Below are 12,853 nucleotides of genomic sequence, written 5' to 3' on the forward strand. Positions count from 1 at the left end.
ATTAATTATGTTATTAAACTAAAGGATTATTAGTTATTGGCGTAACAATAGTAAGCTATATATCTTAAATAAAATAAAAAGCTCCCGAAGGAGCTTTAAGTTTTCTATTATTGTTGATCGGCTGAGTGATATCCGTTAGCGATGTAAGAATTCCGCATGGAAGCGTAGGTGATCTTCAATAAATGTGGCTATGGTGAAATAGCTATGGTCATAACCCGGCTGAATACGAAGTGTCAGTAGCCAATCGTGTTGCCGTGCCAATTCAGCTAATTTTGCCGGTTGTAATTGGTCTGCCAGAAACTGATCACTATCACCTTGATCTACCAGCATCGGCAGTTGGGTGTGGGCATGTGTAAGTAAGTGGCAACTATCATATTGCAACCACTGACTCTCATCGGTACCCAAATACGCAGTAAAGGCTTTGCGCCCCCAAGGCACCTGACACGGATTGACTATCGGCGCAAAGGCCGAAACTGATTGGTATTGCTGCGGGTTACGCAGTGCTAGCATCAATGCCCCGTGGCCCCCCATTGAATGGCCACAAATAGACTGACGGCCACTCACTTCGAAATGCTGGGCGATCAGCGCCGGTAACTCCTGGCTGATATAATCATACATCTGAAAATGTTTAGACCAGGGCGCTTGTGTTGCGTTGAGATAGAACCCCGCGCCTTGCCCTAAATCATAACCTTCGTCATTCGGCACATCATCGCCACGTGGGCTGGTATCCGGCATAACCAGTACCAGACCCAACTCAGCGGCTACCCGCTGCGCACCGGCTTTCAATGTAAAGTTTTCATCATTACAGGTCAGACCCGACAGCCAGTAAAGCACCGGTGGCGGGTTGTCATCCCGTAGGGGGGGCAGATAGATGCTGAAGGTCATATTGCAATTCAGGCTGCTGGCGGCGTGGCGATAGCGTTGCTGCCACCCACCAAACATCCGGTGCTCTTCGAGAAGTTCAAGTGACGTATTCATGCGTTGCCTGCCTCCTTGCCTTATTTGTTTTGTGAGGAATGATTAAAATGGATCACGGTACGGATAGATTTACCTTCATGCATCAAATCGAAGGCTTCGTTGATTTGATCTAACCCCATGGTATGGGTAATAAAATCATTCAGAGCGAATTTACCGTCCAGATATTGCTGCACGATGCCCGGTAACTCGGAGCGCCCTTTGACACCACCAAATGCTGAGCCACGCCATACACGGCCGGTGACCAATTGGAATGGACGGGTTGAAATCTCTTCACCGGCACCGGCAACACCAATGATGACTGATTCGCCCCAGCCTTTATGGCAGCACTCAAGCGCTGAGCGCATAACATTGACGTTACCAATACATTCAAAGGAGAAATCTACGCCGCCATCGGTCAGCTCGACGATCACATCCTGAATAGGTTTATCATAATCTTTCGGGTTAATCAGGTCTGTTGCGCCCAGTTTGCGGGCCAGCTCGAATTTACTGGTATTGAGATCAATGCCAATGATGCGGCTGGCGCCAGCCATTTTCGCCCCAATCACTGCCGATAAACCAATGCCACCCAAGCCGAAGATGGCGACAGTGTCGCCCGGTTTGACTTTTGCTGTGTTCATCACAGCCCCCATGCCGGTGGTGACGCCACAACCGAGCAGACAAACTTCTTCTAATGGCGCTTCTTTATTGATTTTTGCCAGTGATATTTCCGGTACCACTGTCAGTTCAGAGAAGGTTGAAGTCCCCATGTAATGGAAGATCGGCTGACCATTTTTAGAGAAACGGGTGGTGCCATCAGGCATCAAACCCTTGCCCTGAGTGCTACGGATCGCCTGACACAAATTGGTTTTACCGGAGCGGCAGAATTTACATTCACCGCATTCTGGTGTGTACAGCGGAATGACGTGATCACCCACTGCAACGCTGGTAACACCTTCGCCGATTGCTTCTACAATCCCACCACCTTCATGGCCGAGGATTACTGGGAATATCCCTTCGGGATCTTTGCCTGACAAGGTGTAGGCATCGGTGTGGCATACGCCACTGGCGACAATCCGTACCAGCACTTCGCCTTTTTGCGGTGGCATCAAATCAACTTCTTCAACCGATAGCGGCTGGTTTGGCCCCCATGCGACTGCGGCGCGAGTTTTAATCATCTGCATGGTGTTGCTCCTATAGCTTCTGTGTGATGAGTGTTATATAAATGAATTTTTAATGTATCTAATATGTTGCATTAGGCTGTCTGGGCGTAAGTCAACATGGTTTGTATAAATTATGGTCGATAAGCGGCAAGCCGTCAGATAAGTCACTGAATTTCAATCTGCTCGATAATCAGTTCTTTTAAGCTGCGGACATTGGGGCTAAAGGCATCTTTACGCCAGATAAGCCAAGTTGCGGTATTGGCAACATCAGCCGGTAAGGCATGAACTTGTACCCGTTCATGGCCCGGCAGTAGCGCCAATACCGAATGGGGTATCAATGCCAGCCCGGCACCACTGGCAACACAGGCCAGCATGGCATGGTAAGACTGGATTTCCATAATATGGCCCGGTAAGACACCGGCCTGACGGAACCAACTCTCCAGGCGCAAGCGGTAAGAGCAACTGGGGCGAAAGGCAAACAGTGTCTCATCCACCGCATCGCGGGCTTGCATAATCGGAGGGTGGTCCAGACAAGAAATGATCACCAGTTGCTCGTCGAAAGAGCGGCACCCGTGCAGTTCATCATGTTGAACTGGCCCATCAACGAGTGCTGCCGCCAGTGTTCCGGCCCGTACCTGTTCAATGATTTCACCCGATGTCCCGGTGATCAGTGATAAGGACACCTGTGGGTAGCGCTGATGATAGGCCGCCAGCAAATTAGGCAGACGGGTGGCAGCAGTGCTTTCCATCGAGCCTAATGGGAAGTTACCCGCCGGTTCGCCAGCATGCGTAATGCGCATTGCCTCTTCGCTTAGCGCCAGAATCCGGTTGGCGTAGCAGAGGAAGTTATGGCCCATCGGGGAGAGCCGCAGGCGCTGTTTTTCACGGATAAACAGGTCGGTACCCAGCTCAACTTCAAGTTGGCGCAGGCGGGTCGTCAAATTTGACGGGACGCGGTGCATCTGCTCCGCTGCCCGGGCAACGGAACCGGTTTCTGCTACACAGCAAAACATGCGTAGCTGGGTCAGGTCCATAAGTGTTCTCTTTTTGTGATGAACTTAATGAGTATTATTCATTTTTTGTGATTCTAATGCTCAGGCATGATATTGGCAACTTTCTTTTAACCGTCTGGCAGGAATTATCTGTCAGCAAACAATGGGCAGGGCAGATGGCATTAAGAATTGCATTAAGTGGTTTTCTCGCGTTAGTGGTGGCGATGGGAATTGGCCGTTTTGCTTTTACGCCGCAAGTGCCGCTAATGATCGCAGAGCATCAGTTCACCCTAACCGGTGCCGGGCTGGTGGCAGCATTTAATTATCTGGGATACCTGTTTGGCGCTTTTGATGCTATGCGCGCCAGCCGCCATGTGGAGCGCCGTTTATGGCTCGGATTGTGGGGGGCGGTAACGCTTACGCTGCTATCCGCAGTAGTTGATGGGCCGTGGTGGCATGGCGTGGTACGTTTTGCCATTGGCTGGGCCAGTGGCTGGTCGATGGTGCTTATCGCCGCCTGGACCAATGAACGTCTGGCCCACTTCGGTCGTCCGGCACTCAGTGCCGCAGTATTTGCCGGGCCGGGCGCGGGCATATTCATCAGCGGTATGTTAGCAGTGGTTATTCATAGCTATGGTTTATCGGCCGCTCAAGCCTGGCTGGTCTATGGTGTATTGGCGTTAGTTATTATTGCCATGATAAGTATTAATCTGCCGCGAAGTGGGGAACTACATCGCCCGCATATTGCGGCGATTCCGCTGACCTTAACGCCAGCACTCAAGCGCCTGGTGTGGAGCTACAGTTTGGCGGGATTCGGTTATATTCTGCCCGCAACATTTTTATCGCAAATGGCAGCAGCGCGCTTCCCAGAGAGCCTGTTTGCCCAGTTTGTCTGGCCGGTGTTTGGTGGCGCGGCGGTGATAGGGATCACTATCGGTATTTTGACCCGCCATTGCCTGAGTTCGCAAACCCGCCTGGCATTAACACTCTGGGTACAGGCATTGGGGGTATTGTGCGCGGAGCTAGTGCCGGGAGTGAGTGGGTTGGCCTTAGGGGCATTACTGACCGGTGGCGGTTTCCTGAGTGTGGTGCAACTTTCATTGCAGCATGGCCGGGAGCTGGCACCGCAACACACCCGCTATATGGCCGGTTTACTGACTACCGGTTATGCTATTGGACAACTGGTTGGCCCAATCTTATCCGCTATCTCAACAACCTTGACTCACCGGTTAGAGCCTGCGCTGTACGTGGCAGTGGTGGCACTGTTCATTGCTGGAGGGTTGGTTATCAAAACGCCACGTCGCGCTCAGGAAACGGTTACCGGTTGATTTACGCTACCGTGGATGCACCAAATGCAACTATTTCATCATGATGTAAATAACGATTCGATATGAATAACAATCACTGGATAATCATTTTGCTCTCAACTAAAGTGGGGAGCAAAATCCGAACGTGATCTACATCATGTTTATACTGTTCGGATGTGTACGCCTGCTGGAGAAAAGAATGTCATCGCTAAGTAAAGAAGCTGAGTTGGTTCATGAGGCATTGCTGGCCCGTGGTCTTGAAACCCCGCTGCGCAAACAAGAGTTAGATGCCCAAACGCGTAAAACCAAGATTCAAGCGCATATGACTGAAGTTATGCAATTGCTGAATCTTGATTTGTCTGACGATAGTCTGGCGGATACGCCAAGACGTATTGCCAAAATGTATGTTGATGAGATTTTCTCTGGACTGGATTACGAAAATTTCCCCAAAATCACCCTGATTCAGAATAAAATGAAGGTCGATGAAATGGTCACGGTACGAGATATCACCCTGACCAGTACCTGCGAACATCATTTTGTCACTATCGATGGTAAAGCCACTGTCGCTTATATTCCCAAAGACAGTGTGATTGGCTTATCTAAAATCAACCGTATCGTGCAGTTCTTTGCTCAGCGCCCGCAAGTGCAAGAGCGGCTGACACAGCAAATCCTGTTGGCACTACAGACACTGTTAGGCACTAATAATGTCGCAGTTTCTATCGATGCAGTGCATTATTGCGTTAAAGCGCGCGGTATCCGTGATGCTACCAGTGCGACCACCACGACATCATTAGGCGGGTTATTCAAATCCAGCCAGAATACACGCCAGGAATTCCTGCGTGCTGTTCGTCATAATAGCTAACGTCGCAACGGCTAATTAGCCTTTTCAGAGAGGGTGCCAGTGGGTGCCCGTACACAGGATGTCGGGTATGCGTCAACGCATCGCAACGTTAGATAGTGCGCGAGGGCTGGCCATCCTTGGCATTCTGCTGCTCAATATCAGCGCCTTCGGTCTGTCAAAGGCTGCTTATCTTAATCCGGCCTATCTGGGCCTTCCTTCGCTATCCGATGCCTGGACTTGGGCCATTCTCGATATTGTGGCACAGGCCAAGTTCTTATCTATTTTCGCCATTCTGTTTGGTGCGGGCCTTGAGCTATTACTTAAACGCGGCAAGAGCTGGATTCGGGCGCGACTTTCCTTATTGCTATTACTGGGATTAATTCACGGTATCTTTTTCTGGGATGGAGACATTCTATTTGCTTATGGTTTGATCGGTCTGGTGTGTTGGCGAATGATTCGTGATGCTAAAGATGCCGCCAGTTTGTTGCGTACCGGTGCGGTGCTGTATTTAGTGGGTGTCGCGGTATTGCTGCTACTGGGGTTTATCACCAATGGCGAACCGGGGCGATTTTGGCAGCCGGGGCCTGCGGATCTGCAATATGAGCAATTTTGGAAGTTGCAGGGGGGCATGGAAGCCTGGAAGAACCGGTTAGATCTGTTGTCATCCAATTTGATTGCTATCGGCGCCCAATATGGCTGGGAGCTGGCGGGCTCGATGTTATTTGGTGCTGGGTTAATGCGTTCTGGCTGGCTACGCGGTGATTTTAGCTTGCGGCACTACCGTTTGCTTGCGGCATGTTTGATACCGCTTTCATTAGTTATCCAAATACCGGGGGTGGCACTGCAATGGGCAGTGGGCTGGGATTACCGTTGGAGCGGTTTTTTGTTGCAAGTTCCCCGTGAGTTAGGGGCTCCATTACAGGCTGTGGGCTATCTGGCTCTGCTGTATGGCTTCGGTCCCACAATATCCGGTTGGCGTGTCAATCATTGGTTGGCACAGGTAGGGCGCATGGCTCTGAGTAATTATTTACTGCAAACATTGATATGTACGCTGATCTTCTATCACTTCGGCTTATATCAACAGCTTGACCGCCTACAACTCCTCGCGATTGTTCCACTGGTCTGGCTGTGTAATATCCTATTCTCCCTGCTATGGCTGCATTACTTTGCCCAAGGGCCACTCGAGTGGTTATGGCGAAAATTGACCGCCTATGCTTGCGGTCAATCGTTACAACCACGCAACACTAAGCCCTGAATGCGTCTGTAAAGTAAAAATGATCGAGCGGGTTGCAAATTTGTATGTAAACGTTTTCTTTCTTGTGACGCATTTCACGTGGCAAATTCAACAAACTGGGTAGGATAAGCCACCTGCCATGCCCAGTTCACATCAACACGCGCATGGTTACTTATTCACAGGATAAGGTCATGGCTGCTCTGCATTCATCTGGAAATAGTATCACCATTCGTGATGTGGCCTCGCGGGCTGGCGTTTCGCTGGCTACGGTATCCCGTGTCCTCAATAACAGCGCTGCTATTCGGCCAGAAACGCGCGCCGCAGTGCTGAAAGCGGTGTCAGAACTGGGCTACCGCCCAAATGCTAATGCACAAAAACTGGCAACACAAAGTAGCGATACTGTCGGTGTGGTGGTGATGGATGTCTCTGATCCCTTTTTTGGTGCCTTGGTGAAAGCGGTAGACACCGTAGCCCAACGACATCAAAAATATCTGTTGATTGGTAATAGCTACCACCAGGCCGATAAAGAGCGTCATGCCATTGAAGTGCTACTGCGTCAACGCTGTAATTCATTGGTTGTTCACGCTAAGGCATTGAGTGACGGTGAGTTAATCGCTTTTTTAGATCAGGTTCCAGGTATGGTTCTGATTAATAGGATTATTCCTGGGTTTGAGCACCGTTGTGTAGGATTAGACAATGTTAGCGGTGCGCAAATGGCATGCCGTTTACTGCTTAAACAAGGGCACCAACGTATCGGTTTTCTCGGTTCCAACCACCCGATTGATGATGTTATCCAGCGTCAAACGGGTTACCTAAATGCGCTTGAGACCGCCGGTATCACTGCTCCTGACAGTTGGCGAGCATTTGGTACTCCTGATCTGGCTGGTGGGGAGCGTGCCATGATTGACTTGCTGGGGCGCAATTTACAGCTCAGTGCGGTGTTTGCCTATAACGACTCAATGGCTGCTGGTGCGCTGGCGGTGTTGAAAGAAAACGGTATCAGTGTCCCTGAGCAGTTTTCGCTGGTGGGCTTTGATGATATCCCTATTGCCCGCTATACCAGCCCCAAATTGACCACAGTGCGTTATCCTATTGTTTCTATGGCAACTTTAGCCACAGAGCTGGCACTTGAAGGGGCCAGTCATCCGCCAGACCCGCACGCGGCTTATTGTTTTAAACCCACATTGGTACCGCGTCATTCTGTCGCAATTTGTGGGGTCGCTCACTAGTTACGTATTTATTCTTGTGTAACCGTTTTCAATCTGTGAGAAAATTCACAGATTCTTAACAACGGCCCGTCTATGCTCTAGTTGTTTTCTACCTGAATGTATCAATATGTCATCGGTTACCGGATAAAAAAACACACGGTAGCGGGTTTTAGAATAGTGATTTACAAACACGCGTTCCGCAGATGTTGAGTTTGTAAGTGGCATGGTTTTTGACGACTCAGGCGGCTTTCTCGGAGTGGAGTGCGCTCAAGGACGATAGATATTCAGTGTCAGCAGCTTTGAACGATGGGTCTTTCTCACGTTAAGGCGACGGTGTTATCACCCTGTACTACCCTACATAAACCCGGAGATACAAATGAATAAGAAGGTTTTCACATTAGCGACCCTGGTTGCCAGCATGATGTTTGGCGCGGCTGCTCAAGCTGATACCCGTATTGGTGTCACTATTTATAAATATGATGACAACTTTATGTCCGTGGTCCGTAAAGCTATCGAGAAAGATGCTAAAGCATCTCCTGACGTTACCTTACTGATGAATGACTCCCAAAATGACCAGTCCAAGCAAAACGATCAGATTGACGTATTGCTGGCTAAAGGTGTGAAAGGGCTGGCCATTAACCTGGTTGACCCAGCAGCAGCACCGGTTGTTATTGATAAAGCACGCGGCAACGATGTGCCGATCGTGTTCTATAACAAAGAACCTTCACGTAAGGCATTGGATAGTTACGATAAAGCTTACTATGTAGGGACTGACTCTAAAGAGTCTGGTGTTATTCAGGGTGAGCTAATTGCGAAACACTGGAAAGCCAACCCAGCATGGGATCTGAACAAAGATGGCAAAATCCAATTTGTGCTGTTGAAAGGCGAGCCGGGTCACCCAGACGCTGAAGCACGTACAACTTATGTCATTAAAACGTTGAATGAAAAAGGTCTGCCGACTCAACAATTGCAGTTAGATACTGCAATGTGGGATACCGCGCAAGCTAAAGATAAAATGGATGCCTGGTTATCTGGCCCTAACGCCAACAAGATCGAAGTGGTTATTGCTAACAACGATGCGATGGCGATGGGTGCAGTAGAAGCCTTGAAAGCCCATAACAAAACCAGTATTCCAGTATTTGGTGTTGATGCCTTGCCAGAAGCGTTAGCACTGGTGAAATCAGGCCAAATGGCCGGTACCGTATTGAACGATGCCAACAATCAAGCTAAAGCAACTTTCGATTTAGTTAAAAATCTGGCTGCCGGTAAACCTGCTGCTGAAGGGACTAACTGGAAAATTGAAAACAAAATCGTACGTATTCCGTATGTAGGTGTTGATAAAGATAACCTGGCTGAATTTACTAAATAACAGCCTGTCGTGATAGGTAGTGCCCAAAGCTGTGTCAGTGCTAAGGGTAAAGCAGTAATTATTAACCTTCTGGCCCCGATATTGGGTAACCAGCACCGGGGCAGAAGGTTTTTTGCATTGATCCTTATTTTGAATATGCACTTATCGGCGGATAAGGTATTTATCTCGCAGGTGAGTGGCAATTCTTAGCCAGGTATAACTATGGCCGATATTAATACAGCACAACCCCGTGAGTGGTTGCTGGAAATGAGTAATATCAATAAATCATTTCCAGGTGTAAAGGCGTTAGATAACGTAAATCTTAAAGTGCGGCCAAGTTCGATCCATGCATTAATGGGAGAAAATGGCGCAGGTAAGTCAACGCTATTAAAATGTCTGTTTGGTATCTATAAAAAAGACTCCGGGAGTATTCTCTTTCAGGGGCAAGAAATAGAATTTAAAAGCTCTAAAGAAGCATTAGAGCACGGTGTCTCTATGGTTCATCAGGAATTAAACCTGGTGTTACAACGTACAGTGATGGACAACATGTGGCTGGGTCGTTACCCAACCAAAGGTTTTTTTGTCGATCAAGATAAAATGTACAAAGATACCAAAGCTATCTTTGATGAATTGGATATTGATATTGATCCCCGCGATAAAGTCGCAACATTATCAGTATCTCAAATGCAAATGATCGAGATTGCCAAGGCATTCTCTTATAACGCCAAAATCGTCATCATGGATGAGCCGACCTCTTCATTAACCGAGAAAGAGGTTAATCATCTATTTACGATTATTCGTAAATTGAAAGAGCGTGGCTGCGGCATTGTTTATATCTCTCACAAGATGGAAGAAATATTCCAACTGTGTGATGAAATCACTATTTTGCGTGATGGTCAGTGGATTACTACCCAGCCGCTGGAAGGGCTGACCATGGATCAGATAATCTCAATGATGGTGGGGCGCTCACTGAGTCAGCGTTTCCCTGATCGCCTGAACAAGCCGGGTGAAGTCATTCTGGAAGTGAAAAATCTGACCTCGCTGCGCCAACCCTCGATCCGTGATATCTCCTTTGATTTGCATAAAGGCGAGATTTTGGGGATTGCTGGCTTGGTTGGGGCCAAGCGCACCGATATTGTTGAAACCTTATTTGGTATCCGCGAAAAAGTGGCCGGGACCATTAAGTTACATGGCAAAAGTATTAATAACCATAGTGCCAATGAAGCCATTAATCATGGGTTTGCACTGGTAACTGAAGAGCGCCGCTCAACCGGGATTTACGCTTATCTCGATGTGGGTTTTAATTCCCTAATCTCTAATATCCGTAACTATAAAAATAAATTTGGGCTGCTGGATAATACGCGCATGAAGAGCGATACCCAATGGGTTATCGATGCGATGCGTGTAAAAACGCCCGGTCACCGTACCAGTATTGGCTCTTTATCCGGTGGTAACCAGCAGAAAGTAATTATTGGCCGTTGGCTACTGACTCAACCAGAAATATTAATGTTGGATGAGCCGACTCGAGGTATTGATGTCGGTGCTAAGTTTGAAATCTATCAGTTAATGACTGAATTAGCGAAGAAAGACAAAGGGATTATTATTATCTCCTCTGAAATGCCTGAGCTACTAGGGATCACTGACAGAATTTTAGTAATGAGTAATGGTCAGGTTGCGGGAATTGTTGATACTAAGCAAACCACGCAAAATGAAATATTACGTCTTGCATCCTTGCATCTCTAATCTAGTCGAAGGTTCTTATTATGAATGCGTTAAATAAGAAAAGTATGCTCACTTACCTTAAAGAGAGCGGGATTTATGTGGTGTTGTTCGTATTACTGGCAATTATTATTGTTAAGGACCCGACGTTTTTAAGTCTGATGAACTTAAGTAACATTCTGACCCAATCATCGGTGCGTATTATTATCGCACTGGGTGTGGCAGGGCTGATTGTTACCCAAGGGACCGACCTGTCAGCCGGGCGTCAGGTAGGTTTGGCGGCGGTAGTTGCGGCGACCATGTTGCAAGCAATGGATAACGTTAATAAAGTTTTCCCTGATTTACACACCGTGCCGATTCCGATTGTTATTTTAACCGTCTGTTTGATTGGTGCGATTATTGGTTTGGTCAACGGTATTATCATTGCTTACCTGAATGTGACTCCATTTATTACTACATTAGGTACGATGATTATCGTCTACGGGATTAACTCCCTGTATTACGATTTCGTTGGCGCATCACCGATTGCAGGTTTTGATCCGGCATTCTCAACCTTTGCTCAAGGGTTCTTGCGGTTTGGTGATTTCAAACTGTCTTATATTACCTTCTATGCTTTGATTGCTATCGGCTTTGTCTGGGTGCTGTGGAATAAAACTCGCTTTGGTAAGAATATTTTTGCCATCGGCGGTAACCCGGAAGCGGCAAAAGTTTCTGGTGTGAATGTGCCACTAAACTTGATCATGATCTATGCCTTGTCCGGTGTGTTCTATGCCTTCGGCGGTATGTTGGAAGCAGGCCGTATCGGTAGTGCGACTAACAACCTTGGCTTTATGTACGAGTTGGATGCGATTGCCGCCTGTGTGGTGGGCGGTGTGTCCTTTAGTGGTGGTGTTGGTACCGTTATCGGTGTAGTGACAGGGGTAATTATCTTTACCGTTATTAACTACGGATTAACTTATATCGGTGTGAACCCTTATTGGCAGTATATTATTAAAGGTGCGATCATTATCTTTGCCGTCGCATTAGACTCACTGAAATACGCTAAGAAGAAATAATCGGTTATTGTGAATTAACGTAACAGCCAGTCAGGGGTAAACCCGGCTGGCTGTTCTGTTATGGGTGTCACTTTTATTCACGTCATTTCGTCATATTTGTCGATATCAATGGCGCTATTGACTCAATGAGCTGGATTGCGCAGATAAATAATCCAATAGGTCAGGCCAACCAATAAACCACCACCAATAATATTGCCGATAGTCACCGGGATTAGATTATCGATAATAAAGTTGTTTAGGGTCAGCGCAGAAAATTGATCCGGGGTAGCATTAATTGATAGCCAGAACTCCGGTGATGCATAATCGCGGATGATAATAGCTAATGGGATCAAAAACATATTGGCAATGCTGTGTTCAAAACCGCTGGCGACAAACATGCCGATAGGCAGTAACATCACCACAATTTTATCCGTCAATGTATGGCCGGAATAGCTCATCCATACTGCCAGGCAGACCATTAGATTAGCCAGAATCCCCAAACACACCGCTTCTACAAACGTATGATGTAATTTGTGTTCGGCAGTTTGCAACACATTCAAGCCCCATAAACCATTTGCCGCCGTATGCTGACCGGCAAACCAAATCAATGCCACAAAGAACAGTGCGCCAATAAGATTACCGAAATAGACATTCACCCAATTACAGATTAATTGCCGCCAACTGATTTTGCCACTGGCTTTAGCCACCACAATGAGTACTGTGGATGTGAACAAATCAGCCCCACAGATAATCACTAAAATCAGGCCAAGAGAGAAACACAGGCCGCCTACCAACTTCGCCAACCCAAATGCCACCACGCCAGCAGTGCCGGTTGTTGCTGTAATGTAGAAGACAAAAGCGATAGAGATGAATACACCGGCAGTCATGGCTAAATAAAAGGTGGTGGCCGGATTCTTAGTGGCTTTATATATACCAACTTGCTCTGCCAGTTTTGCCATATCAACCGGAAGGCGCAGATCAAAGGGATTTTCAATGCTCATTGATAACTCCTTACTTATTATTTTATCGGTGTAGGGGAATGAAAACTAAATA

At 47.5% G+C, this 12,853-nt stretch carries 11 protein-coding genes; 7 read left to right on the plus strand and 4 right to left on the minus strand.

Translation table 11 applies throughout. The annotated features are described in order from the left end of the window. Positions 1-135 precede the first annotated feature (135 nt). The 3 genes from fghA to ptrR form a co-directional block, all read right to left on the minus strand. Complete coding sequence (fghA, locus tag V2A85_RS17445) at positions 136-978, minus strand: S-formylglutathione hydrolase (protein ID WP_420071962.1); 843 nt, start codon at positions 976-978, stop codon at positions 136-138. A 20-nt stretch (positions 979-998) separates the two neighbouring features. After that, positions 999-2,138, minus strand: a complete 1,140-nt coding sequence (locus tag V2A85_RS17450; RefSeq protein WP_050311956.1) for an S-(hydroxymethyl)glutathione dehydrogenase/class III alcohol dehydrogenase — start codon at positions 2,136-2,138, stop codon at positions 999-1,001. A 143-nt stretch (positions 2,139-2,281) separates the two neighbouring features. Beyond that, positions 2,282-3,151: a putrescine utilization regulator PtrR gene (gene ptrR, locus V2A85_RS17455; protein ID WP_420071963.1), complete on the minus strand. Its 870-nt coding sequence runs from the start codon at positions 3,149-3,151 to the stop codon at positions 2,282-2,284. 134 nt (positions 3,152-3,285) lie between these two features. Between ptrR and V2A85_RS17460 the strand changes: the two genes are divergently transcribed. The 7 genes from V2A85_RS17460 (at position 3,286) to mglC (ending at position 11,821) form a co-directional block, all read left to right on the plus strand. Beyond that, a complete protein-coding gene (locus V2A85_RS17460; protein WP_372558439.1) occupies positions 3,286-4,437 on the plus strand; it encodes a YbfB/YjiJ family MFS transporter in 1,152 nt (383 codons plus the stop codon). A gap of 178 nt (positions 4,438-4,615) precedes the next feature. After that, a complete protein-coding gene (gene folE / locus V2A85_RS17465; protein WP_042569448.1) occupies positions 4,616-5,278 on the plus strand; it encodes a GTP cyclohydrolase I FolE in 663 nt (220 codons plus the stop codon). A gap of 67 nt (positions 5,279-5,345) precedes the next feature. Continuing rightward, positions 5,346-6,512 (plus strand): DUF418 domain-containing protein YeiB, encoded by a 1,167-nt coding sequence (gene yeiB / locus V2A85_RS17470; RefSeq protein WP_083159389.1) that lies wholly within the window; start codon positions 5,346-5,348, stop codon positions 6,510-6,512. Positions 6,513-6,682: 170 nt separating this feature from the next. Further along, the gene (gene galS, locus V2A85_RS17475; RefSeq protein ID WP_420071964.1) at positions 6,683-7,720 is read left to right on the plus strand and encodes an HTH-type transcriptional regulator GalS; all 1,038 of its coding nucleotides are present in this window, start codon (positions 6,683-6,685) and stop codon (positions 7,718-7,720) included. Between the two features lie 355 nt (positions 7,721-8,075). After that, on the plus strand, positions 8,076-9,068 hold the full coding sequence (mglB, locus tag V2A85_RS17480) for a galactose/glucose ABC transporter substrate-binding protein MglB (RefSeq protein ID WP_372558441.1): 993 nt from the start codon (positions 8,076-8,078) through the stop codon (positions 9,066-9,068). Positions 9,069-9,269: 201 nt separating this feature from the next. After that, entirely contained in the window at positions 9,270-10,790 is a 1,521-nt protein-coding gene (mglA, locus tag V2A85_RS17485) for a galactose/methyl galactoside ABC transporter ATP-binding protein MglA (protein ID WP_420071965.1), read from the plus strand. A 20-nt stretch (positions 10,791-10,810) separates the two neighbouring features. Beyond that, a complete protein-coding gene (gene mglC, locus V2A85_RS17490) occupies positions 10,811-11,821 on the plus strand; it encodes a galactose/methyl galactoside ABC transporter permease MglC (RefSeq protein WP_005187595.1) in 1,011 nt (336 codons plus the stop codon). Positions 11,822-11,943: 122 nt separating this feature from the next. Here mglC and focA read toward each other — a convergent pair whose 3' ends face one another. Beyond that, positions 11,944-12,801, minus strand: a complete 858-nt coding sequence (gene focA / locus V2A85_RS17495; RefSeq protein WP_372558443.1) for a formate transporter FocA — start codon at positions 12,799-12,801, stop codon at positions 11,944-11,946. Positions 12,802-12,853: the final 52 nt, after the last annotated feature.

Origin of the sequence: Yersinia sp. 1252 StPb PI, from assembly GCF_048593885.1 — a bacterium.
GTDB lineage: Bacteria > Pseudomonadota > Gammaproteobacteria > Enterobacterales > Enterobacteriaceae > Yersinia > Yersinia enterocolitica_E.

Bases quoted from the DNA above. Each gene is read 5' to 3' on its own strand.
- fghA (WP_420071962.1), bottom strand. From the start codon at position 978: ATGAATACGTCACTTGAACTTCTCGAAGAGCACCGGATGTTTGGTGGG.
- V2A85_RS17450 (WP_050311956.1), bottom strand. From the start codon at position 2,138: ATGCAGATGATTAAAACTCGCGCCGCAGTCGCATGGGGGCCAAACCAG.
- ptrR (WP_420071963.1), bottom strand. From the start codon at position 3,151: ATGGACCTGACCCAGCTACGCATGTTTTGCTGTGTAGCAGAAACCGGT.
- V2A85_RS17460 (WP_372558439.1), top strand. From the start codon at position 3,286: ATGGCATTAAGAATTGCATTAAGTGGTTTTCTCGCGTTAGTGGTGGCG.
- folE (WP_042569448.1), top strand. From the start codon at position 4,616: ATGTCATCGCTAAGTAAAGAAGCTGAGTTGGTTCATGAGGCATTGCTG.
- yeiB (WP_083159389.1), top strand. From the start codon at position 5,346: ATGCGTCAACGCATCGCAACGTTAGATAGTGCGCGAGGGCTGGCCATC.
- galS (WP_420071964.1), top strand. From the start codon at position 6,683: ATGGCTGCTCTGCATTCATCTGGAAATAGTATCACCATTCGTGATGTG.
- mglB (WP_372558441.1), top strand. From the start codon at position 8,076: ATGAATAAGAAGGTTTTCACATTAGCGACCCTGGTTGCCAGCATGATG.
- mglA (WP_420071965.1), top strand. From the start codon at position 9,270: ATGGCCGATATTAATACAGCACAACCCCGTGAGTGGTTGCTGGAAATG.
- mglC (WP_005187595.1), top strand. From the start codon at position 10,811: ATGAATGCGTTAAATAAGAAAAGTATGCTCACTTACCTTAAAGAGAGC.
- focA (WP_372558443.1), bottom strand. From the start codon at position 12,801: ATGAGCATTGAAAATCCCTTTGATCTGCGCCTTCCGGTTGATATGGCA.